Source organism: Vibrio sp. EJY3 (assembly GCF_000241385.1).
Taxonomy (GTDB): domain Bacteria; phylum Pseudomonadota; class Gammaproteobacteria; order Enterobacterales; family Vibrionaceae; genus Vibrio; species Vibrio natriegens.
This window is the reverse complement of sequence record NC_016614.1, coordinates 409,375-433,839: the sequence shown is the minus strand read 5'-3', so window position 1 is coordinate 433,839 and position 24,465 is coordinate 409,375. Positions and strand designations below refer to the sequence as shown.

Genomic DNA, 24,465 nt, shown 5'->3' with positions numbered 1-24,465 from the left:
ATACCTTTATGAGTAACTACCAATAAAACTTGCTAGTATTCGCGCCTGATAGAGCAATTGTTCCATGACATTTGGCTTTGTTTAACCTGAGCAAAAAATAGACACTGAGATATTTTTTCAGGTAAAACCTTTTCAGAAAGCTAGGTCGGTATTAACGTTTTATACGAATAGAATCATTTCGGAGTAGATTTGAACTGGAGAAGACTTGTACAGTTTTATAGTGTCCCTCCCTCTCAGGCAGCATTGGCACTTGGTATTATTGGTTTAGGTCAAGCCTGGGCGCTTTACGTTCCAGCTATCGGTGAACCGATTCGACCATTTCTCTCGTCACTTGGCGCTCTATTACTTGCTCCGGTGCTGATCAAATATGCGACTAGCCCTCGCTTATTCATCGTCGATATTCGTAATCCATTAAGCGGCAGTTTAATGGCACCGATGAGCATGGCACTTCTGATCCTGACAGATTACCTTGCTTCAGTGTCACCTATTATCGCTTACCCATTGTGGTTTTTAGCGCTTTTGCTCCATTTTTCTATGATGGTGCTCTTTTTCGGCTTTCAGCTCACTAACTTTAAAATGTCGAATATTGTTCCCAGTTGGTTTCTGTACCCTGTGGGGATAATAAGTAGCTCGCTCGCTGGCTCTCAATTCGGGCATAACGTGTTCTCAGAAACCGTTGCGCTAATGTGCATTGGCATTTATTTCTTTATGTTGCCTTTGGTTTTATACCGCTTAGTTTTCTTTGGGTCGTTACCCAGAAAGGCGCGCCCTACTCTGGCGATCATGGCGGCTCCTGTGAACTTGTCACTAGCAGCCTATTTAGTGAACTTCCCTGAGCCAGACCCAATCCTCACAGGAGCGTTAGCGGGTATCGCCATCACAATGACCTTGCTAATTTACCTGTGTTATTTCCGACTACTGCGATTGAAGTTCCAACCGTCTATAGCAGCGGTCACATTCCCGTCGGTTATCAGTGCAATTGCCATGCACCGATTAACCACATTTTTTGCAGAATCACACCCGCAATGGAACTGGCTGCATGACTTTGGCTTTTTAGAGCTGAGTATTGCTACGGTATTGGTCGTTTGGGTGTCGGCAGGCTATGTGAAAATGTACTGGCCAGAAATTGTCAGATCCCGCTCCAAACAAGCATAAAAAAAGGATGGCATCGGCCATCCTTTTTTCTTCAATTCGATTTATCGTAAACCGTGCAGAAATTCGGCACGTGTCGCTGGGTTGCTCTTGAAGATGCCTCCCAACGCAGTGGTCGTTGTTTCACTGGTTGCGTCCATAACACCACGTGATTTCACGCAGTAGTGCGTCGCGTCAATCGTCACAGCCACATCGTCAGACTCAAGAAGCGTTTGTAACGCGATAAGGATCTGCTGTGTCATACGTTCCTGAACCTGTGGACGCTGAGCAAAGAAGCGTACAATTCGGTTAATCTTCGACAGGCCAATGATTTTGCCACGAGGAATATACGCTACAGCGGCTTTACCATCTATTGTCACAAGGTGGTGCTCACAAGTGCTGGTCACAGTGATGTCTTTCACACGAACCATTTCACTCACGTTCATCTTATTTTCGATAACAGTGATTTTCGGGAAGTTCGAATAATCCAGACCAGAGAAAATTTCGTCCACGTACATTTTTGCAATGCGATGCGGTGTTTCTTCTAGGCTATCATCCGTAAGGTCAAGCTGAAGGAGGCCTAAGATCTCACGCATATGGTACTCGATCTTTTCCTTTTTCTCTTCACGGCTTACGTTGTTAGGACGCATTGGCGTTTCTAATCCACGTTGCTCTAGCGCTTCTTTTACTAACTTCGCTGACTCGCTAAGACCTGACATTACACTTCCTCTTTCATAACTGCCGCTCTCAGATTGAAACACATTTCTCGTTGATTCATTCCGTTTGCGCTTCGGTCGCTCAGTTTAGTGATTTATATCCAAAACACATAACAAAAATAGACTGAGCGGTTTTCTCGACTCCACGAGGACTTTTTACCCCTTTTGGATGGGTGACAAGGATACTCGGATTTTTGAATAATTACATCCATATTTTATCGGTGGGCTTTGTCACTTTATGATAAAGTTGCCTCAAAACATAAGAATATAGGACTATCTCAATGGGCTGCTGCGACGCACCTGGCTTGATGCCAATTGAAGAAGCGATGGAGAAGATGCTATCGCAAATCAAACCAATCCAAACGACTCTGTCTCTGCCACTCGCTGAAGCATTGGGTTATGTACTTGCCGAAGACATTTTATCTCCAATTCACGTACCTCCGTTCGACAACTCCGCAATGGATGGTTATGCAATCCGTATTCAAGATCTGCAAGCGTCATCAACGTTGCCTTTAGCCGGAAAGTCATTTGCAGGCCAGCCATTTGAAGGCGAATGGCCGCAAGGCACGTGTGTTCGCATCATGACGGGCGCACAAATACCGCAAGGCTGTGATGCCGTCATCATGCAAGAAAACACGGAAGTAACGGATTCTGGAATCCAGTTTAACCAAACTGATGTAGAGCCTCAGAACAACATCCGTCCTACTGGTGACGACATCCAGCAAGGTGATATCGTACTCGCCAAAGGCGCACGCCTGACACCTCGCGATATTCCAATGATCGCCTCTTTAGGTGTGAGTCATGTGACTGTCGTGCGTAAACCAAAAGTGGCCTTTTTCTCTACCGGTGACGAGCTAAAACCATTAGGTGAGTCGCTTGAAGCGGGTCAAATCTACGACAGCAACCGTTACGGTATTAAACCTCTGATCGAAAATTTCGGTTGTGAACCAGTAGACCTAGGCATCGTCCCTGATTGTCCAGAAACTCTTAAAGCGACATTTGAGCAAGCACAAACGCTGGCGGATGTGGTTGTCACATCGGGTGGCGTGAGTGTAGGTGAAGCCGATTACACCAAAGATATTCTTGAAGAGCTGGGCGAAATCGGCTTCTGGAAACTGGCGATTAAACCGGGTAAACCTTTTGCTTTTGGCAAACTTTCCACAGCTTGGTTCTGCGGTCTTCCAGGCAACCCGGTGTCTTCAATGATGACGATGTATGTTTTGGTTCAACCAATGCTGGCTAAATTAGCCGGGCATACAGAGTGGAAAGAGCCATTATCCATCCCTGCGATCACTAAGACGGCTTTCAAGAAAGTACCCGGACGTGCAGATTACCAGCGCGGGATTTATTCGTTAGAAAACGGTAAGTTCGTTGTAGAGACAACAGGAAACCAAAGCTCTGGTGCATTTCGCTCAATGAGTTTAGCCAATTGCTTTGTTGTACTTGAGCGCGAACGTGGCCGAGTTGAAATCGGTGAGACGGTAAACATTCAACTATTCAACTCAACACTTTACTAGGATTGCACCGTGGATATTCTTTCTGATCAAGAAATGCTGCGCTACAACCGCCAGATCATTCTGCGTCAGTTTGATTTTGACGGGCAGGAAGCACTTAAGCAGAGCTCAGTCCTGATTCTTGGTGCTGGCGGGCTGGGCTGTGCGTCAAGTCAGTACCTTGCGACTGCTGGTGTTGGTAAGCTGACATTAGTTGATGATGACATTGTCGAGCTGTCTAACCTTCAGCGTCAGGTGCTGCATCACGATGCCGATATCGGTCGTAACAAGGTTGATTCAGCGCGCGATGCGCTACGAGAGCTTAACCCTCATATAGTCGTTGATGCCATTGCCAAGCGTCTTGATGATACAGAAATGCAAACCCTGATTGAACAACATACGCTTGTTGTAGATGCATCGGATAACGTAGAGACGCGTAACCAGCTTAACCGCCTGTGCTTCGCAACGAAAACGCCGTTAATCTCCGGTGCAGCGATCCGTATGGAAGGTCAGGTAAGCGTATTCACGTACGATGATCCAGCACAACCCTGTTACCAATGCTTAAGTGCCCTGTTTGGCAGTGATGCTTTAAGCTGTGTGGAGGCTGGGGTAATGGCACCAGTGGTTGGCATTGTCGGCGCTGTGCAAGCGATGGAAGCGATCAAAGTGATCGCCAATTACGGTCGGCCAATAAAAGGCAAAATACTTATACTTGACGCACTAAGCATGTCCTGGCGAGAGATGAATTTAATGAAAATGCCAACCTGCCCGGTTTGTAATTAGCGAGATAACATTCAAAAGCTCAACCTATCGTTGAGCTTTTTGCTATGGGACGAAAGCGATTTTTGCGTAAATCGGCATCCAACTTTGAACAGACATTTATTTTCCTGTAAAACAGTAAGATTACTCAGGTTTGAATATACGGAACTCAATCTTGGACAATCCCCAAAAATACATTTTGGTTTTAATCAGCTTGACTGCCGTTTTACTGCTTCTCTGGTTAAGCGCTCCAAACACAGAGAGAACCGTGACGGCAACCGTAATAAATAACACGCTATCACAATCTTTAGATGGTCAGCGTCGCTACCTGACTATCAACTCACCCGAGACTGGCCAACAACGCGTTTCTGTTCCAACATCAGTGGTATGCCCTGTCGGTTCGACGGTAACATTAAGTCAAGCCACAGAAACAACCATTGAACAGTCATTCTCATTTGTTCGTTGCGATTAGCGTGTCTCCAGATCATATGGGTATTAATAATAAGGATTTAACGATGCAAACATTGATTGACGCGAAGGAATTAAGTGCCCTATTAGGCCAACCCAATGTGAAAATATTGGACGCAAGCATTAGCTTCCAAATCCCTTCTGAGGGAAAGAAGATCACCGATAAATGGATCCCTGGCTCACTGCGTTTTGACTATGACAACGACTTTTGTCTACCCGATTCCATGCTGCCACATATGATGCCGACTGAAGATGGATTTAATACCAGCGCACAACAGCTTGGCCTGCATAAAGATGATCTTATCGTCGTCTACGATAACTCTGGAACGCTTGCATCGCCTAGAGCATGGTGGATGTTTAAAGCGATGGGACACGATAACGTAAAAGTCCTCAATGGCGGATTACCTGCGTGGATAGACAGCGGCTTCCCTGTCGTAGATTCACTCTCAGCACCTTCTGAATTAGGTACATTTGCCGGGACTCTGTTTGAAGAAGCGTTCTTAGACGCGCAAACCGTACTCGAACACTCAAAAAATCAAAGCGCAAATATCATTGATGCACGTTCTAAAGCGCGCTTTTTAGGCGAAGTACCGGAACCACGTGCTGGCCTTCGCAGCGGACGCATTCCAACCTCAATCTGTTTACCATTTCAGGAGCTGATGACGGATGGCCACATCAAACCCGTTTCGGAATTAGAGCAAGTTTTTAGTGATCTTACGATTCAAGATGACCAACGCCTTATATTCAGCTGTGGTTCAGGCGTTACTGCCTGCATTTTGTTGTTAGCCGCGCATCAATTAGGCCTGCGAAATGTATCTGTGTACGATGGTTCGTGGACGGAGTGGGGTTCAAGCCTTCACTTGCCAATTGAAATTTAGCAAACAAACAAGTCACGAAACTGCATAACAGTGAAAACAAAAACCGCCCTCAAATGACGGCGGTTTTTCTTCTTTTAGATACAAGTAATATCACTACTTTCTCATCATGATGCCTGAGAAGCAGGTTTTTCCGGCTGACGATAGTTGATCATACAGATCACGACGATCACAGCGAGCGCTACCAATCGGTAAATATCTGACATAAACAGCACACCTAAAGCCATCGCCAGTAAAACACCACGTTGCCAGTATTGTAATGGCGAGAACAGACGCCCTTCGATACCACCCGCAAAGGCGACAAACAGGCTGATTGTCGAAATCACACCAATCACAAAGTGCATCGGTTCACCTTCAATCCAGATCAGGCCAGAAAAGGCCATCATTGCCGGAATAAGGAAAAAGCCCTGAGCTAGTTTAAATGCCTGCACCGCAGAACGCATTGGTGATGCATTCGCAATCCCCGCCCCCGCAAATGCAGCCAGCGCAATTGGCGGCGTCACGTTTGAAGTTTGCGATAACCAGAAGACGATCATGTGCGCGGTTAGTACCCCTAGGCCAAAGTCCATCAGGGCAGGAACCGCCATAATTGACAGAACGATGTAGGCCGCCGTTACAGGTAACCCCATTCCGAGAACCACGGCAGCAACCGCAATCAAGGCTAATACCGACCACAAGTGACCACCCGACATTGCGATCAGGAACTGCGTAAACTGCAGGCCAATCCCCGTCTGACCAACGACACCCACCACGATACCAGCGGTTGCACAGGCGACAGAAATAGGGATAGCCAGAAACGCACCTTCTCTCAAGCCTTCAATAAACAGTTTGAGACTGATTCGACTATGCTTACGCGTCATCGCCGCTAACAGGATTGCCACACACCCGAAAACACCGACCAGCACGGGAGAGTAGCTCATCATTAGCAGTGCGGTGATCAGAACAAGCGGCAGTAAGTAGTGCCAGCCATCTTTCAACACTTTAGAAATCTGCTCAGTTACCGTCATCCCCTGAAGACCTAGCTTACAAGCCATCAGGTGCACATAGAGCAAGGTACAGGCAAAGTACAAAATAGCCGGAGCGATAGAGACCAATAAAATATCGCTGTATGGGATACCGGTAAACTGCGCCATGACAAACGCCCCCGCCCCCATTACCGGTGGCATGATCTGCCCACCAGTCGATGCAGCCGCTTCGATGCCCGCCGCTTGCTCTGGCTTATAACCGAGCTTTTTCATCATCGGTATGGTTAACGCACCTGTGGTTACGGTGTTTGCGATTGCTGACCCAGAAATGGAGCCGAGAGCCGCAGAAGCAACCACACTCGCTTTCGCCGGACCACCTCGATATTTACCTGCCAGAGCAAATGCCATATCGATAAAAAACTGACCAGCACCAGTCACCTGCAAAAACGCGCCAAATAAAACGAACATGAACACCACGCCAGCTGCAATCGCTAGCGGCGCACCATAAACGCCATTGGTCGAATAGATGTGGAAGCGAACAATCTCTTCTACAGAGAACCCTTTGCTCGCGACGTTATCGGGTAACACATCACCAAACATCGCATAGGCTAAAAACAGTGCTGCGATCACTACCATCACCAGCCCGACAGTACGCCTTGTCGCTTCAAGCAGCATTACGATTAAAACAACGCCCGCCGCTTGTTCCACCGAGCCTAAACCATCAAGCAGGAAACTGATGTCATCGTAGTCAAACATGGCAATAGTGGTCGAAGCCCAGCATGTTAGCGCAACGAGAACAAAATCAATCACTCGTCCTGTCAGGTAAACAGGTACAGAATGTCGGGACTTGAAGGTCGGGTAAACCAAGAAAGCAATCGCTAAGACCCAACTGACGTGAACTGGGCGAAATACTGGCGCCGATAGGCTGGCGACAATCCCCTGCCAAACTTGAAAGACAGATAAAGCGATAGCCGCAACGGCGGCTATCGAAAGTATCACGTCGGTAATTTTCTGGTTACTCGGATGAATCTTACTCATCACTTACTCCATGTAACTTTATCTCAATCCACTTAAGCGCTTGAACATGCGTTCAAATTGAAAGCTGACAAGTGCCGAAGTGGATTGGTTTTACTTCTTTAATACGAATTACTTGGTTTGTTCCTGAAAGTACTTCTCAGAACCTGGGTGTAGAGGAACACCGTCCAGTTTGGTCATATTTTCGATGGTGGTGAACTTAGTTACGCCCAATACCTGACGAATCTCATCGATGTGCTCAAACGTCGTTTTTGTCAGTTCATAAGCCATATCTTCGCTCATGTTTTTATTCACAACCAAAACGTTCCAAACCGCTGGCACCTTAAATGCAGGCACTTTGTTGTAGGCATCTGCAGGTACGTCAAGCTCTAGATAAGAAGGGTAATCTGCCGCAATTTTCTTCAGCTCTTCATCGCTGAAACTTAGTACACGAATGTCACGAGTAAGAGCCAGTTCAGTGATTGCACCAACACCGACACTACCAACGATGACACCAGCATCAATCTGGTTGTTCGCGATAGCACTAGTAGTCGCAGTGTAGTTCAGAGACTGAGCTTTGATGTCATCTTCTGTCACACCCAATGTGTTTAGGATATTGATTGCACTAACGCGAGTACCTGAGCCCGGCGCACCAAGAGAAACGCGTTTACCTTTTAGATCGGCAACCGATTTAATGTCTGAGTTAGCTGGAACAATGAACTGCACAGCATTTGGATAAAGTGCAAACAACACCGCAACGTCCATCTTACGAGGGAACGGTTTCGTGCCTTCATACGCTTGCAGCACTACGTTGCCTTGAGCAATACCAGCAAGCTGTTTATTGGTAGAGACTTTAATGGTGTTTTCAACAGAGGCCGCAGTCACTTCTGCGCGCATATTAAAATCCGGTAAGTTCTCGCTCCAAATCTTAGCCAACATGCCACCTAGCGGGTAATAAGTACCACTTTGACTACCGGTACCAATAGTGTAATTTTCCGCCATCGTTGATGCTGAAAATACGACAGCAAGTGCCACTAGCCCATTCCTTAGTGCTTGGTACATAAATGCTCCTTGTTCTTTTAGATTGATTGTTATAGCCAAATAACCTTGAGATCTTTGAGTCGCAGAAACGGCAACGCTCTGACCCTGTTTCTTGAAGTCATTTGGATATACTTCATAAAGTTATGGTGTGCTCAGGGAGAAATAGCAAACGAGAATGAGATGAAATGAGAGCTTTGTGCGCTATTTGTGTGCCACTCAGAAACGGATTGAAACTTTCCCTGTACTTTATCGCAGTCAGAATGCGTGGGAGAACACGACGACTAACCTGACTGAATTCGCAACAAAACAATGAAAATTGTTCTTCTTCCAACCATGGAGAACTGCGAGTGCGGGCTAATATTTATATACTTTGCTTCAATTTGCAATCATTAAAAATGCACACTGCAACAAGAATTATGTGATCAGAAAGACGATAACCAGGATGATAAAATTGAACAAGTCATATTTAAAATCAATAGATTATCGTTAAATCATTATTTTAGCGGATCACCAGAACAAACCGTAAATACCGGTTTATTTAAATAGCTCAAGTGAATATAAAATCATCACCAGCGAATAGAAAAGTGTCTTATTCATGACTTCCTCCGAGCTAATCGGGTTCCAATGAGCCGCGAGGAATGCTCTAAACTAATGCTTTAAACTTAGGAAGGAAATCAGGCTGCGAGTGATTTCTAAACACTCGCAACCGTATTGCATTAATTGCACATTATTCGTACTAAATATCCGATACTGTTTTGCCGTTCATTTGCTCATCTAGGTTGAGTACCGTTAATGCATTACTCACGCTAGTGGCAATAACGTCAATCGCGCCCGTTCTTAAAGCTCCGAGTAATGCCAAAGGTTTACTGTTCTCGGCAGCAATGGCAATCACTTCAGAAACGGAGCGGAATTCATCAATGCCAAGACCGATAATACGGTCGCTCATCACCGTCTTTGCGGATACGCCGTTAATATCGAAAAAATCGTACCCCGCGAAATCTCCAACGACACCTTGCATCATTCTCGACTGCACGACTTCTTCTGCGGTAAACCAACCGAGATCGACCATGTAGCTGTTTTCACTCATGTCGCCGATTCCAACCAGAGCCACATCGGCTTTACGTGCGAGGTCCAGAGTCTGCTTAACCGTCGCGTTTTGCATGAAAGCAAGTTTCTGCTCCCGGTTTTCTGCATAGGCTGGGGCATATAGCGTTTCTGATGTGCCGCCGTAGCTTTTGGCGAACTGACGGCAAATATGGTCAGCGTTAAACATGCCTCCACGTGGGTGAATACCGCCGATACCACAAACAAACTTAACGTCTCTTTGAGGGATAACGCCTACGTGATGCGCGACCGCAGACACATTGCGCCCCTGACCCACCGTCACTACAGTACCATTTTGTAGCGTGCTCGCCATGTATTTAGATACCAGCCCAGCGACTTGTAACCTTTGCTGCTCTTCGCTTGGCTGATCTAAAGCCACCAAGGCGCGCTTCACGCCAAAACGTTCGATCAGCCTTTGCTCAATCTTAGCGCTAAATACCGGGTGATATTTAACTGTGATCTCCACGATGCCTTCATCTCTTGCTTGCTTTAGCATACGTCCCACTTTCGCGCGGGAAACAGCAAACTTTTTCGAGATCTCTTCTTGTGTTGCCCCATCTTGGTAGTAAGCAACCGAAATCTCAGTCAGAAGATCGGTACTTTCATCAGATACATCGTTAATAGATTTACTCATATTCAACCTGATTTGTATTTTATCTGTGCCCTTCACTCGAGCAAATACTCAACGCCATTACAAGCGCTCACGAGCGTAGCATATGTCACACCTGCCCTTCACTTCAACATTTGCTCATCACAAAAACAAATTCTCAGATTAAAATAGGGCTTCGCTAATGCCCTTATAAGCCATGTGCTATATGGGCAAACGTTTATCTCGATAATAGTGGGCCAAGGCGGGAAAAAATAATTGATGAATGTCACTTTCCCCCCAGATCAACAATTGACTTTTCGCACAGATCAGATAATTATGGAGGCATCATTTACTCAGAGTTAGAGCAAATGTTCACAACAAATGTTCAAACGCTGAAAAGTTAAAAGTTAGTGAGCAGAACAGATTTCTACTTCCGCTGGCTAACGCGCTTGCAAATGCACTTTTCATACTGACAGCAAAGTATGAGCCCAATGAAATAGGATGATCGGAATGAGCAACAAATTAGAGCAACTTCGTAAACTGACGACTGTAGTCGCTGACACTGGTGAAATCGATGCAATCAAAAAATACCAGCCAGAAGACGCAACAACTAACCCTTCTCTGATTCTGAAAGCCGCTCAAATTGCTGAGTACGCTCCTCTAATCGATGCTTCAATCGAGTATGCAAAATCACAGAGCGACGACAAAGCTCAACAAGTTCAAGACACTTGTGACATGCTTGCTGTAAACATCGGTAAAGAAATCCTGAAAACTATCCCTGGCCGTATCTCTACAGAAGTTGACGCACGTCTTTCTTACGATATGGAAGGCAGCGTAGCAAAAGCACGTCAGCTAGTTAAAATGTACAACGATGCTGGCATCGCTAACGACCGTATCCTTATCAAACTGGCTTCTACTTGGGAAGGTATCCGCGCTGCTGAAATCCTAGAGAAAGAAGGCATCAACTGTAACCTAACGCTTCTATTCTCATTCGCTCAGGCTCGTGCATGTGCTGAAGCTGGCGTATTCCTAATCTCTCCATTCGTAGGTCGTATCATGGACTGGTACAAAGCGAAGGAAGGTCGTGACTTCGAAGCTTCAGAAGATCCAGGCGTACTATCTGTATCTAAGATCTACAACTACTACAAAGAGTACGGCTACAACACAGTAGTAATGGGCGCAAGCTTCCGTAACATCGGTGAAATCCTAGAACTAGCAGGCTGTGACCGTCTAACTATCGCTCCAGCTCTACTTGCTGAACTAGAAGCGGCTGAAGGCGAAGTGGTTGAGAAGCTAGTTGACTCTAAAGGCACTCAAGAGCGCCCAGCGCCAATGACTCATTCAGAGTTCCTATGGGATCACAACCAAGACCCTATGGCAGTAGAGAAGCTTGCGGAAGGTATCCGTAACTTCGCGATTGACCAAGGTAAACTTGAAGACATGATCGCAGCGAAGCTGTAATTACACAGAATCACAAAAGGGGAACGTTTGCGTTCCCCTCTTAATTTTCCTTTCCTAGAATTAAATTTATTCGGTAACTATTATGGATCGTAAACATCTTGCCAATGCAATCCGCGCACTAAGCATGGATGGTGTTCAACAAGCTAACTCTGGCCACCCAGGTGCACCTATGGGTATGGCTGATATCGCTGAAGTTCTTTGGCGCTCTCACCTAAACCACAACCCATCTAACCCTGAATGGGCAGACCGCGACCGTTTCGTTCTTTCAAACGGCCACGGCTCAATGTTGATTTACTCTCTACTACACCTAACGGGTTATGAGCTATCAATCGACGATCTGAAAAACTTCCGTCAGCTTCACTCTAAGACTCCAGGTCACCCAGAGTACGGCTACGCGCCAGGTATCGAGACAACAACAGGTCCTCTAGGTCAAGGCATTACTAACGCAGTTGGTATGGCAATGGCTGAAAAAGCACTTGCTGCACAGTTCAACAAAGAAGGCCACGACATCGTTGACCACTTCACTTATGCATTCATGGGTGACGGCTGTCTGATGGAAGGTATCTCGCACGAAGCATGTTCTTTGGCGGGCACACTAGGCCTTGGCAAACTGATCGCATTCTGGGATGACAACGGCATCTCTATCGATGGTCACGTTGAAGGCTGGTTCTCTGACGATACACCTAAGCGTTTTGAAGCGTACGGCTGGCACGTAATCCCAGCGGTAGACGGTCACGATCCTGAAGCAATCAACGCAGCAATTATCGCAGCTAAAGCAGACCCTCGTCCGACACTAATCTGTACTAAAACTATCATCGGTTTCGGTTCTCCTAACAAGTCAGGCTCACACGACTGTCACGGCGCGCCTCTAGGTGCAGAAGAAATCGCAGCAACACGTAAAGAACTAGGTTGGGAGTACGGTCCTTTTGAAATTCCGCAGGAAATCTACGCAGAATGGTCAGCGAAAGAAACAGGCGCAGCTAAGGAAGCAGCGTGGGACGAGAAATTTGCAGCTTATGAAGCAGCATACCCTGAGCTGGCAGCTGAATTTAAACGCCGCGTAAACGGTGAACTGCCTGCAGAGTGGGAAGAGAAAGCGAACCAAATCATTGCTGATCTTCAATCAAACCCAGCAAACATCGCGTCACGTAAAGCATCGCAAAATGCGCTAGAAGCGTTTGGTGCTCTACTACCTGAATTCATGGGCGGCTCTGCTGACCTTGCACCTTCTAACCTGACTATGTGGTCTGGCTCTAAGTCTCTTGAAGCGAATGACTTCTCAGGTAACTACATCCACTACGGTGTGCGTGAGTTTGGCATGACAGCGATCATGAACGGTATCGCGCTACACGGTGGTTTCGTTCCTTACGGTGCAACGTTCCTAATGTTCATGGAATACGCGCGTAACGCAATGCGTATGGCTGCTCTGATGAAAGTTCAGAACATCCAGGTTTACACGCACGATTCTATCGGCCTTGGCGAAGATGGCCCGACTCACCAACCTGTTGAGCAAATGGCTTCTCTACGTCTGACTCCAAACATGAGCACATGGCGTCCATGTGACCAGGTTGAATCAGCAGTGGCTTGGAAACTGGCTATCGAGCGTAAAGATGCACCAACAGCACTTATCTTCTCTCGTCAGAACCTAGCACAACAAGAGCGTACTGCAGAGCAAGTTGCAGACATCGCGAAAGGTGCTTACATCCTGAAAGATTGCGAAGGCAAGCCAGAGCTTATCCTTATCGCAACAGGTTCAGAAGTTGAACTAGCGGTTGAAGCAGCAGCGCAACTAACTGCAGAAGGCAAGCAAGTACGTGTTGTTTCAATGCCATCAACAGATGCATTCGACAAACAAGACGCAGCTTACCGTGAAGCAGTACTGCCATCAGACGTGACAGCGCGTATCGCTATCGAAGCGGGCATCGCAGACTTCTGGTACAAGTATGTAGGCTTCGGCGGCAAGATCATCGGTATGACTACCTTCGGTGAATCTGCACCAGCAGGCGAACTGTTCAAGATGTTCGGTTTCACTACAGAAAACGTAGTAAACACAGCGAAAGAATTGCTTGCTTAATCAAAGATTAGCTTTCAAGCAATTGCTATAAAAACAGAGCCCCGCTAATACAGCGGGGCTTTTTATTATCTGAATAAACGAGAATTCTTACGACGGCTTATCTTCAAATCGAAGCGCCAGTTGATAGAAATCTTTGACCTGCTCTTTTAGCTGCAGGCTGTTTTTCTCCACAGAATGAGTCGCCGCCAGGTTTTGCTCCGCCGTCGAGGCAATAGACTGAATATGCAAGTTCACATCACTCGCCAGTTTTAACTGATTATCCGCGGTCTGAGCCACATCAACCATTAAGCCGCTCATGGTCTGCATCATCTGTTCGACTTCCGATAGACGTACCGTACTTTGTTTTGCAACTTCAGAACACGTATCCGTCTGCTCTTTATTCGCCAAAATGTCTTGTTGCCAACTATGTATGGTCGACAACATGGTAGAGATGGACGCCTGTATTTGTTCGGTTGCATTAGAAGTACGGCCAGAAAGTGCTCTTACTTCATCCGCTACTACGGCAAAGCCACGACCTTGCTCACCCGCTCTTGCTGCTTCAATTGCCGCATTTAATGCCAGCAAATTGGTTTGATCAGCGATGCCACCAATTTCTTCCATCAAGTGACTCACTTTTTGTGCCTGATCACTTAATTTATACGTCGTTTCAGTGGCTTGCTCAGCTTGTAAACTTAACTGAGTCAAATTACTGTGCGTCTGAATGATGGTCTCTTTTGCCATCAAACACGATTTTAGCGTGTCATCAATCAATAGATGTGCATCATTGGTTGTGGATGAAGCAGAGTTTGCCGAGATTTCAACCTCTTGCATGGCATCGCGAACTCTATGAATATCGATATTTTGCTGATTGAGCGCATCATGCACTTCAGCCGTTGTCTGGCTAAGATCTTCGGCGCACTCTTGTAACGGTAAAGCGGAGTCTGTCATACGCCCCAGCACGGTTCGAATACGAGCTGACAGCATTTTGATATGGAAATCCGCTATAGAGAACGCGCTATCACCCGAGTATATGAGCCTACTAACACTGTCGTACTGCTTTTGTAATTTTTTAAGTTGTTGAGGAGTATCAATCAATTCTTGGCGAAATAGCAGGGCTAACACACCAGCGGGCAAGAGACTGGCGATCCAAGCTAAAGGGCCTTCAGCAGACAGAGCGTAAGCAGCGGCTGGGGCGCTCAGAGCACCAAGCAAAATAGCGTAGCGTAACGATTCATTGATCTTTAAAGACCAAGTTCGACCAGATTTCTCTGCCGCTTTCATACTCTTATAAGCTTTAGCAGCAATATCAACCCATTCACGTTTTGGCTTAACACGCACAGACTGGTAGCCTACGACCTGATTATGTTCATATATTGGCGTGACATAAGCATCAACCCAATAATATCCACCAGATTTAGTACTGTTTTTGACCATGCCACGCCACGCCTTACCTTGCTTAAGACGAGCCCACATGTCACCAAACGCCCCTTTTGGCATATCGTTATGACGCACGATGTTATGATTTTGGCCGATCAACTCTTCATTTGTATATTCTGCAACACGACAAAATGCGTCGTTACAGTAAGTGATAACACCTTTCAAATTCGTAGTTGATACCAGTTCCTCAAACTCTCCGACCAGAGTCTCCTGAGTTTTGTTATTTGAATTGACTGACATAGACAATGCTTCTCACATTTTTAGTTATCATTCGGTAATAATTTGTTGAGCTATTACGAAGTATTTGATTCACGACCCTCTACGGGTAACTCTTTAACGGCAAGTCCTCACTTTTCTTAAGAGTAAACACAGAGAAATTTACGCAATTGCATGCACTCAAAGGACTGGCCAAGCCTTTAATAGAACACAGGCGCTAAGCAGTTTTTACGCGGGAATAACCAAACTGCATGTGGCTTCAGATTGGTATGTCTGTCAGCAAAAAATAAAAAGAGCCAGAGGCATCGACCTCTGGCTCTTTATAAGTATATAAGGTTAAGGAGTGTTACTTATTGCGACGTGCTTTCACTGCATCTGAAAGCTGACGTAACACAACTTCAGTGTCTTCCCAGCCGATACATGCATCAGTGATAGACTGACCATAAGTTGCAGCCTTACCATCAACAAGATCTTGGCGACCTTCTACCAGATGCGATTCAATCATCACACCAAAAATAGCATCTTCTCCACCAGCAATCTGCTCTGATACATCATCCGATACCAGCATCTGACGCTTGAACTGCTTAGAGCTGTTAGCGTGGCTGAAGTCGATCATCACTTTCTTAGGCAGACCTGCTGCATCTAGCTCATCTTTAATTTGGGTAACATGAGCCGCGCTGTAGTTTGGTTCCTTACCACCGCGCAGAATAATGTGACAATCTGGGTTACCTGCGGTTTCAACAATCGCAGAGTGACCGTATTTCGTTACTGATAAGAAGTGGTGAGACGCACTTGCCGAACGAATTGCGTCAGTCGCAATCTTGATGTTTCCGTCAGTACCGTTTTTAAAGCCAACCGGACAGGACAAACCTGAAGCTAATTCGCGGTGTACCTGTGATTCTGTCGTACGTGCACCTATCGCGCCCCAGCTAATAAGATCAGCAACGTATTGAGGCGTGATCATGTCAAGGAATTCACTGGCTGTTGGTAATCCCATATCAGTGAGGTCAAGAAGCAGTTTACGTCCGATACGCAGACCATCGTTCAGTTTGTAAGTGTCATTTAGGTACGGGTCGTTAATAAGTCCTTTCCAACCTACGGTCGTACGTGGCTTTTCAAAGTAGACTCGCATCACAACTTCTAACTGCTCACCTAGCTCGTCGCGAAGTACTTTCAGCTTTTTACCGTATTCAACAGCAGCTTGCGGATCATGAATCGAACATGGGCCCACGATAACAAGCAGTCTGTCGTCTTTTCCTTCCAAGATGTTATGAATAGCATTACGACAATCAAAAGTAGTTGAAGCAGCGGTTTCAGTGGTTGGAAATTTCTCTAAAACTGCAACAGGTGGCAACAGTTCTTTTACTCTATTTATTCTTACATCATCAGTTTGAAACATTACTTCTACATCCTGGTTGTTGTTAATGACCCAGCTTTTTGCTTACTAAGAGCATTGCAATATTGTTCATAAAGCAAGCAGCAACAAGGGCTGTGGTTCATTTTTGACTTTCGATGCAAGTAACTTATCGGCTTAGCCGTAGACTTTCAATCACTTTTTGCAAATAAATGCAAACAATCTACCAGTGTTAAATAACAAACACAGTGTAAATTTTTATTTACGGAAAAAAGTTCAAAATTATCATATATTTTCTTATACCTTTAAAAATCTTTACTACAATGTAAGAAATATCAGAAGTTTGTGAGGTATTGAATACAGAAAAGTATAGCTAGTTCTTATATTTTGTTGCTTGATATGAAATGAATTAACTAATAAACTAATTTCCTATAATAACTGGTTTTTTCTTTAATTTTGATAACACGACGTATAAATTAATATGCAATCAATACAAGGAAACATTATGAACAAAGTAGCAATTGCAGTAGCAGCGGTGGTAGCTGGTGGTAGCGCTCTTTTGAACACTGCGCAAGCTGAAATGTATATCGGGGGCAAAGTGGGCATGAGTACACTCGATGATGCTTGCTATCTAAACAGCCCTTGTGATGATGAAGCATTCGCGGCCGGAATGCACGTTGGCTATGGCTTTAATGAATATTTTGATCTTGAATACGGTGTAGACTTCCTAGGTAACTACGAAGCTAACTTCAAGACAGCTGCAGGCGCTGATACTATCGATGGCGACCTGTGGGCAATGACTCTTGCACCTAAGTTAAACCTACCTCTTTCAGACGATTTTAACTTGTTTGCGAAGATCGGTGGTGCTTACATGATGTCTGGTGACGAAAAAGATTTCGTTCCAACAGGCTCGCTAGGTGCTGAATACGCTCTAAACCGAAACCTAAGCCTACGCGCTGAGTACCAACGTTACCAAGATATGTCTGATGACGTATGGGACGATATGGACGCAAACTTCTTCTCTGTTGGTGTTAACTACACATTCGCAGCTGCTCCTGTAGTCGCGGCCGTAGTTGAGCCAGAGCCAGAGCCAGAACCAGTTGCAGTTATGAAAACTCACAAAGAAGAGTACGGTTCAGGTACGTTTGAGTTTGATAGTGCAAAACTTACACCTGAAGCTACTGGACGTCTTGACAACTTCGTTGAACACTTGAACGAATACCCTCAAGCTAACGTAGAGATTACAGGTTACACTGATAGCTCAGGTCCAGCAGCATACAACCAAAAACTGTCTGAGCGTCGTGCTCAAGCGGTTGCTGATTACCTAACAGCAGCAGGTATTGATGCAGGCCGTCTGACTGTGTCTGGCATGGGTGAAGAAAACCCAGTAGCTGACAACAGCACTAAAGAAGGTCGCGCTCTAAACCGTCGTGTTGAAGTTGTGGTTCCAGAATTCGAGTACGAAGTAATCGAAATGGTTCAACCATAAGCTCAGTGATATCAGTATATTGATTGACAAAAGGGGTGCAAACGCACCCCTTTTTAATGGCAATCACACAATATACAAATAGCTAACGGTTAAGCTTCTCATTTATTTACGGTTTAGCGAAGAATACCAGCTCATCACCGTCGACCATGACACAATCCATCCCTGCCGCATGTGCAGCTCGCTTACCCAACTCCGTATCTTCAAAAACTAGGCAACCTGACGCATCTAAACCGAGTTGTTCTGCCGCCATAAGAAATGTGTCTGGAAACGGCTTATGATTTTCAACATCTGTAGCAGTAACGACTGTATCCAGCTTGTCTAACAGACCCGCATGACTGAGTAAACGCATCGCACTGTCGCGTTGGCTCCCCGTCCCTACTGCGATTTTTTTAAAACCGTGATACTCTTCTAACACGACGTTAGTACAAGGGATAATCTCACCGTGCAATTCCATCGCCGAGAAGGTTTCCATCTTAAACTTAGAAACTTGCTTAGGGTCAAGTGATAACCCATGTTTGTTATTTAATTCGATGACAATCTTAAAGCTCGGCATACCACCTAAACTATGGAACCAATCCTGACAAAATGGAAAATCGAACCGGTCGGCGGTTGCTTGCCAAGCAGCAAGATGGGCCGGCATCGTATCAAGCAAGGTACCATCCATATCGAAGATGAACCCCTGATATGGCCTGAAATCAATCGTGTTCATGTCTTTTCTTCTATTCTTACATCTGTAATGTTAATTTATCAGCTCTTTCAATCGTCCCTATCGGCATTCTCTTATCATGCTCAAAATTTCGAACTCCGTCACACTTCAGGAATGGGAAATCCAGTTATCCCCAATAAGAGCTCAAGGAAATGGTGGGCAGAACGTTAATAAAGTAGCGACTGCAATTCATTTGCGCTTTGACATACGTCACTCAACTTTACCGGAGTTTTACAAAGAGCGATTACTCGCGCTTTCGGATAGCCGTATCACAAAAGATGGCGTGATTATTATTAAGGCACAACAGTTTCGCACGCAGGAACAAAATAAAGAAGACGCACTGAATCGGCTGCAAGAACTGATTGAATCTGCTGCTATACAAAAGAAGAAGCGCATTAACACTAAACCGACCCGCGCTTCACAACGTCGTCGCCTTGACAGTAAAAACAAGCAGGGCACTAAAAAGCAACAACGTAAGAAAGTACAGTATTAAGCAAAAGCAGATAACAAAGTAAAAATTTCATCTTCATCTCACCGGCAGCTCAATACGCCCGAGCAATTTTTCAGGAAAAAACAATATGACTATTCGGCAAAAACTCTACTTCCTAGGAGCTATCGCCATTTTAGGCATTGTGACCCTTTTAGGTACCTCATCTCATTTCGCCAACCAGAGTAATGAACTTAACCACGCCATTAAGCATGTGGGTGATTTGGAAATTCGCTTATTAAATTTGCGACGTAATGAGAAAGACTTTCTTCTTCGTAGCGATTTAAAATACTTAGAAAAATTTAACGACAATGTTGACCTATTTATCCAACTTGAAGAGGAACTTGCTGAAATACTGACGCATTATGACCTCCCATCAAGTCACCAGCTAAGAACAGACCTGCTGGCTTACCAAAGAGGATTTCAGACTCTGGCATCCGCTTCTCAACAATATGGTCTTAACAGTGAAAATGGACTTTTAGGGCGATATGAACAGCTATTGCTCGATGCGAAAAAACTTGCCGACCACCAGCAGATTCTGGCACTTATTCATTTTGATAACGCGGTAAAGGCAGGTCAATTCGAACCTAACTCGCTAGGTGGTATTGATGCACCGGAACTGCTGAAGGTTGCAAAGCAACTTGCCAATCAGAAACAAATCATTGGGGTCGCTTACAACAAAGGATTACTTGGTGAGACTCGAGCACTCTCTCATGCGGTAGAAACGCAGTTCGATACTTTCTCGTCGATGATTGATTCTGCAGCCACTCAGCGCGAAGAGAGTATGAGCACCATTAAGCAAGTCATTACGGCTCTGGTACTGATCGTTCTATTTGTGCTTATCTGGCAAATATCTCGATCAATTAACGTTCGCGTAAGTAGCCTATTAACAACAATAAAGACCATCAGCGAGAGCAACGATATATCAATACGCTCCGATCTAGCGGGTAAAGATGAATTGTTTGATATCAGCCATCACCTTAATGATCTGCTGGAAAAACTTGAGCGTTTAATTCAGAACACGCAAGAGAAGTCGATGCAACTGACCGCAAGCACCGACAATATGCACCGTGAACTTGAAGGCGTCATGGGGCAATTTCACACTCAAACCGATCACACCACCTCTATGGCGACAGCAGTTCAACAGATGGTCGCGACCATCGGTGAAATATCGGAAAGTACGTCTGTTGCTGTAGAAGGCGTTCATCAAGCCGCCAACAATGCAGAGCAAGGACGTACAGTCGTCGAAGCCACTGTGACGAATATTGGCCAGCTGAGTGGCATTTTATCTAACAGCCAGCAATCTATCAGCTCTTTAAATCAGCATGTCGATAAGATTGGCGGCGCGGTAAATATCATTCAGGAAATCGCAGAACAAACTAACCTGCTCGCGCTTAATGCAGCTATCGAAGCTGCGCGTGCTGGTGAGCAAGGTCGCGGTTTCGCCGTGGTTGCTGATGAAGTTCGAGCACTGGCCAGTCGTACACATCAATCTACTGAAGAAATAACGCGAGTGGTCACCGATATTCAGGTGCAAATGTCGGCCGTCGTGTCCGATATCGACCAGTGTAACGATCAAGGGCAACAAACGCTGAGTGCTTCTGAGCAGCTGGACGCTAGCCTCCAACAAATTATCACTGACATGCATACGATTCAGGGGAACTCGGAGCGTATTGCTTCTGCGATTGAGGAGCAAGGTATTGTGATGAATCAGGTTAGCGACTCAATCAATGAACTGAATGTGATCTCGGAAAATAATATGCAATCAGCAAAAGAGTGCTTGCTGGAAGTAGATTCCGTCTCGGCTCAAGCGCATGATATGGAAGATGCCGTTGCAGAGTTTAAAACTCGCGTCGCCTAATCCGCTAAGATAGTTCCAAATAAAAAGCCCGAAGTGCGTAACACTTCGGGCTTTTTCATTTAAAGGACGATGACCAACATTTGATCATCACTACTCATCATCAAGAGGGACCATTTTAGTATTGCCGCCATGCACCTTCTCACGCTGTTTCTGAACCAGAGCATAGAAACCCGGGATCAGGAATGTACCTGCAAGAAGCACACATAGCAGGCCACCAATCAGGGAAATGCCCAAAGAGTTCTGACTCACATGCCCGGCACCAGCAGCAAAAATCAATGGGAAAATACCTAAGATAAATGACCACGACGTCATGTTTACCGCTCTGAAGCGCAATGTACCACCCTTCACCGCCGCACTATCGATGTCCGCATCTTTTTCTTCGCGCTCTTGCTTTGCGAACTCCACAATCAAGATCGCGTTCTTCGCGGCTAAGGCTATCAGCAGCACCAGACCAATCTGCGCATACAAGTTCAATGGTGTTCCGGTTAGGTTCAGTGCGAGGAAAGAGCCAAGTGTCGCGACCGGCACGACGAGAATAATAGCCAGCGGGATACTCCAGCTCTCATACTGTGCCACCATGAACAGGTAAATGAAGATCAGTGCCAATGCAAAAGCATAGATAGCCTGATTGCCAGCAAGCACTTCCTGATAAGCCATGCCCGTCCACTCATAGGTGTAACCTTGAGGCAGAACCTCTGCCGCGACACGCTCCATGGCTGCGATCGCGTCACCACTCGAATAACCCGGTGCTGGTTGGCCTTGAATAATCGCGCTGCGGTACATGTTGTAGCGCCATGCAACATCTGGCTCAAACACCTGCTCATAACTAACCAGTGTGCTTAGCGGAACCATATCTCCACCAGCCGTACGCACGTGGAAACGTTCTAAGTCCTGCATACTACTACGATGTTGGCTGTCCGCTTGCATGGTCACTCGGAAGTTCTTACCAAACATGGTGAAGTCATTCACATACAAACTGCCTAAGTTGCCTTGCAGTGTCTGGAAGATTGAAGACAGTGAAATACCGAGTTGCTGCGCCTTTTCACGATCAATATCAACGTAGTAATGCGGCACGTTGGCACGGAATGTACTGAAGGTATAAGCAATTTCCGGCGCTTGGTTTGCCGCCTGAATCATCTCACCCATCACCATGGACAAGTCGGTACGGCTGCGTCCCAAGGTATCTTCCAACACAAATTCAAAGCCCGACGCTGCTCCCATACCCGGAACCGCAGGAGGCCCCATCGCAAACACTACTGCCTGTGGTAATTTCATCGCAGCAAGACCGTTGATACGGTTAGCAATGCTATTTGCAGAGTGGTCACCATCTAAGGCGTTTCGCGTCTCCCAGTCGTGCAATTTAATGAACATCGAAGCGCCATTTGAAGCGGCAGCTCCAGTCATGAATGAATAACCGTTTGCGACAGTCACACCGTCAACACCAGGTTCCTGCTCTACCATTTGCATTAGCTCACGCGTTACCTCTTCAGTACGAGACAATGACGCAGAATCTGGTAGTTGAACATTTACCAGCAAGATCCCTTTGTCTTCCTGAGGAACAAATGCCGTGGATGTTGTCTTGGCAAAGAAAGATACCGCCGCAACTGCAACAATAAAGAAAGTCACGAGCAACAGTGATTTCTTCACCAGGAAGCCTGCAATCTGACCATAGCCTTTGGTCACACGCTCTAGACCACGGTTAAATGCCTGGAACCAGTTTGCCGTATTGCCACCACCTTGTTTTAGCACCAATGAACATAACGCAGGTGAAAGCGTTAACGCATTAATTGATGAAATCACTACCGATATACAGATAGTCAGCGCGAACTGACGATACATGATGCCAGTAATGCCCGGAAGCATTGCCACCGGAAGGAACACGGCAAGAAGCACTAAGGTTGAGGTAATGATTGGCCCAGTTACCTCTTTCATCGCAAGCAGAGTGGCTTTACGCGGTGAAATGGTTGGATCCTTCGCCATGGTTGTATCCACGTTTTCGATAACCAAGATAGCGTCATCCACCACGATACCAATCGCAAGAATCAAACCAAACAGAGTAACAGTATTAATGGTAAAGCCTGTTACTTGCATGATGGCAAACGTACCGATCAACGACACAGGAATCGCGACCACCGGAATCAACGTGGCACGCGCACTGCCTAAGAACAGATAAGTAACCGCGATAACCAATAAAATCGCTTCTATCAGTGTTTTGACGACCCCTTTAATTGACTCAGAAACAAACACCGTTGTGTCATAACTGGTTTCGTACGCCATACCCTCTGGGAAGTCTTTACTCAAACGCTCAAGCAGTTCCATTACCGCTTTGCCACTTTCCAGCGCATTGGCATCTGACTGAAGGGACAACGCAACGATAGACGCGTCTTGACCACGGAACTGACCATTACCGTCGTAGAACTTTTTACCCAGTTCTACGCGTGCGACATCTTTTAAGTAAACGGTTGAACCATCAGAATTGGCACGAAGTACGACATTTTCAAACTCGCCAACACTCTCCAAACGGCCTTTTGTCACTAGGTTGAACTGTACTTCTTGCGGGTTATTGTATGGCGCTGCACCTACTCGACCCGCCGCGACCTGAACGTTTTGCTCGGCCAACGCAGCATACACATCTGATGTTGTCAGCTTGAGATTGGCCATTTTTTCAGGGTCCAACCAGACTCGCATCGCGTATTCACCGCCGCCAATCACGTTAACTTCACTGATCCCTTTAGCGCGGGCAAGCTGATCTTTTACATTCAAGTTAATGTAGTTGATCAAGAACTGGTCGTCATACTTGCCGTCTGGAGAATAGAAGTTCAGTACCATCAGAAGATCAGGCGAACGCTTTTTAACCGTCACGCCTACCATGCGTACTTCTTGTGGTAATTTGGACTCAATCTGCGACACTCGGTTCTGAACGTTAACTTGCGCCATGTCGGGATCGGTTCCAACATCGAAAGTAACGTTCAAACTGTAAGAGCCATCGTTGGCACTTTTCGAAGACATATAAATCATGTCTTCTACACCGTTCACCGAGGTTTCTATCGGGTCGGCAATCGCTTGTTCGACAACTTCAGCACTTGCTCCGGTGTAATACGCCGATACGCTAACTGAAGGTGGGCTGATTTGTGGGTATTCTGCAACTGGCAGGATGGCTAATGAGATAGCCCCCGCCAAGGTCAAAATAATGGAAATGACCAGAGCAAACTTAGGTCTTTGTATAAAGAAACGACTTAGCATTCT

The 24,465-nt window shown here is 45.9% G+C and carries 18 protein-coding genes; 10 read left to right on the top strand and 8 right to left on the bottom strand.

The genetic code is table 11. The features are described 5' to 3' along the window. The first annotated feature begins 189 nt into the window (after positions 1-189). Positions 190-1,155, top strand: coding sequence for a TDT family transporter (locus VEJY3_RS17895; RefSeq protein WP_020334184.1), 966 nt, complete (start codon positions 190-192; stop codon positions 1,153-1,155). 41 nt (positions 1,156-1,196) lie between these two features. Here the strand turns inward: VEJY3_RS17895 and folE are convergent, their stop codons facing one another. Continuing rightward, a complete protein-coding gene (gene folE / locus VEJY3_RS17890; RefSeq protein WP_014233818.1) occupies positions 1,197-1,850 on the bottom strand; it encodes a GTP cyclohydrolase I FolE in 654 nt (217 codons plus the stop codon). Positions 1,851-2,128: 278 nt separating this feature from the next. Here folE and moeA point away from each other — a divergent pair, with 278 nt between their 5' ends. The 4 genes from moeA (at position 2,129) to VEJY3_RS17870 (ending at position 5,445) form a co-directional block, all read left to right on the top strand. Continuing rightward, entirely contained in the window at positions 2,129-3,364 is a 1,236-nt protein-coding gene (gene moeA / locus VEJY3_RS17885; protein ID WP_014233817.1) for a molybdopterin molybdotransferase MoeA, read from the top strand. Between the two features lie 9 nt (positions 3,365-3,373). Continuing rightward, complete coding sequence (moeB, locus tag VEJY3_RS17880; RefSeq protein ID WP_014233816.1) at positions 3,374-4,123, top strand: molybdopterin-synthase adenylyltransferase MoeB; 750 nt, start codon at positions 3,374-3,376, stop codon at positions 4,121-4,123. A gap of 244 nt (positions 4,124-4,367) precedes the next feature. Then, entirely contained in the window at positions 4,368-4,571 is a 204-nt protein-coding gene (locus tag VEJY3_RS17875) for a hypothetical protein (RefSeq protein ID WP_237708193.1), read from the top strand. A gap of 43 nt (positions 4,572-4,614) precedes the next feature. Beyond that, positions 4,615-5,445: a sulfurtransferase gene (locus VEJY3_RS17870; RefSeq protein WP_014233814.1), complete on the top strand. Its 831-nt coding sequence runs from the start codon at positions 4,615-4,617 to the stop codon at positions 5,443-5,445. Positions 5,446-5,549: 104 nt separating this feature from the next. On the opposite strand, the gene VEJY3_RS17865 is transcribed toward VEJY3_RS17870, so the two are convergent. From VEJY3_RS17865 to VEJY3_RS17855, 3 genes are all read right to left on the bottom strand, one after another. After that, a complete protein-coding gene (locus VEJY3_RS17865) occupies positions 5,550-7,445 on the bottom strand; it encodes a TRAP transporter fused permease subunit (protein WP_014233813.1) in 1,896 nt (631 codons plus the stop codon). A gap of 108 nt (positions 7,446-7,553) precedes the next feature. Next, the gene (locus VEJY3_RS17860) at positions 7,554-8,483 is read right to left on the bottom strand and encodes a TAXI family TRAP transporter solute-binding subunit (protein WP_020334178.1); all 930 of its coding nucleotides are present in this window, start codon (positions 8,481-8,483) and stop codon (positions 7,554-7,556) included. A 715-nt stretch (positions 8,484-9,198) separates the two neighbouring features. Then, the gene (locus tag VEJY3_RS17855; RefSeq protein WP_014233811.1) at positions 9,199-10,200 is read right to left on the bottom strand and encodes a sugar-binding transcriptional regulator; all 1,002 of its coding nucleotides are present in this window, start codon (positions 10,198-10,200) and stop codon (positions 9,199-9,201) included. Positions 10,201-10,665: 465 nt separating this feature from the next. Between VEJY3_RS17855 and tal the strand changes: the two genes are divergently transcribed. Both tal and tkt read left to right on the top strand, forming a co-directional pair. Further along, the gene (gene tal / locus VEJY3_RS17850) at positions 10,666-11,616 is read left to right on the top strand and encodes a transaldolase (protein ID WP_014233810.1); all 951 of its coding nucleotides are present in this window, start codon (positions 10,666-10,668) and stop codon (positions 11,614-11,616) included. Positions 11,617-11,698: 82 nt separating this feature from the next. Next, positions 11,699-13,690 (top strand): transketolase, encoded by a 1,992-nt coding sequence (tkt, locus tag VEJY3_RS17845; protein WP_014233809.1) that lies wholly within the window; start codon positions 11,699-11,701, stop codon positions 13,688-13,690. 87 nt (positions 13,691-13,777) lie between these two features. On the opposite strand, the gene VEJY3_RS17840 is transcribed toward tkt, so the two are convergent. Both VEJY3_RS17840 and aroG read right to left on the bottom strand, forming a co-directional pair. Further along, complete coding sequence (locus VEJY3_RS17840) at positions 13,778-15,346, bottom strand: PAS domain-containing methyl-accepting chemotaxis protein (RefSeq protein WP_014233808.1); 1,569 nt, start codon at positions 15,344-15,346, stop codon at positions 13,778-13,780. A gap of 322 nt (positions 15,347-15,668) precedes the next feature. Further along, on the bottom strand, positions 15,669-16,721 hold the full coding sequence (gene aroG / locus VEJY3_RS17835) for a 3-deoxy-7-phosphoheptulonate synthase AroG (protein WP_014233807.1): 1,053 nt from the start codon (positions 16,719-16,721) through the stop codon (positions 15,669-15,671). 460 nt (positions 16,722-17,181) lie between these two features. On the opposite strand from aroG, the gene VEJY3_RS17830 reads away from it, so the two are divergent. Next, positions 17,182-18,165 (top strand): OmpA family protein, encoded by a 984-nt coding sequence (locus tag VEJY3_RS17830; protein WP_014233806.1) that lies wholly within the window; start codon positions 17,182-17,184, stop codon positions 18,163-18,165. 106 nt (positions 18,166-18,271) lie between these two features. Here the strand turns inward: VEJY3_RS17830 and VEJY3_RS17825 are convergent, their stop codons facing one another. Continuing rightward, positions 18,272-18,874 (bottom strand): beta-phosphoglucomutase family hydrolase, encoded by a 603-nt coding sequence (locus VEJY3_RS17825; RefSeq protein ID WP_014233805.1) that lies wholly within the window; start codon positions 18,872-18,874, stop codon positions 18,272-18,274. Between the two features lie 76 nt (positions 18,875-18,950). Between VEJY3_RS17825 and arfB the strand changes: the two genes are divergently transcribed. Both arfB and VEJY3_RS17815 read left to right on the top strand, forming a co-directional pair. Continuing rightward, a complete protein-coding gene (arfB, locus tag VEJY3_RS17820; RefSeq protein ID WP_014233804.1) occupies positions 18,951-19,364 on the top strand; it encodes an alternative ribosome rescue aminoacyl-tRNA hydrolase ArfB in 414 nt (137 codons plus the stop codon). Between the two features lie 85 nt (positions 19,365-19,449). After that, complete coding sequence (locus VEJY3_RS17815) at positions 19,450-21,219, top strand: methyl-accepting chemotaxis protein (RefSeq protein ID WP_014233803.1); 1,770 nt, start codon at positions 19,450-19,452, stop codon at positions 21,217-21,219. Positions 21,220-21,309: 90 nt separating this feature from the next. Here VEJY3_RS17815 and vmeZ read toward each other — a convergent pair whose 3' ends face one another. Further along, the gene (gene vmeZ, locus VEJY3_RS17810; RefSeq protein ID WP_014233802.1) at positions 21,310-24,462 is read right to left on the bottom strand and encodes a multidrug efflux RND transporter permease subunit VmeZ; all 3,153 of its coding nucleotides are present in this window, start codon (positions 24,460-24,462) and stop codon (positions 21,310-21,312) included. Between the last annotated feature and the right edge of the window lie 3 nt (positions 24,463-24,465).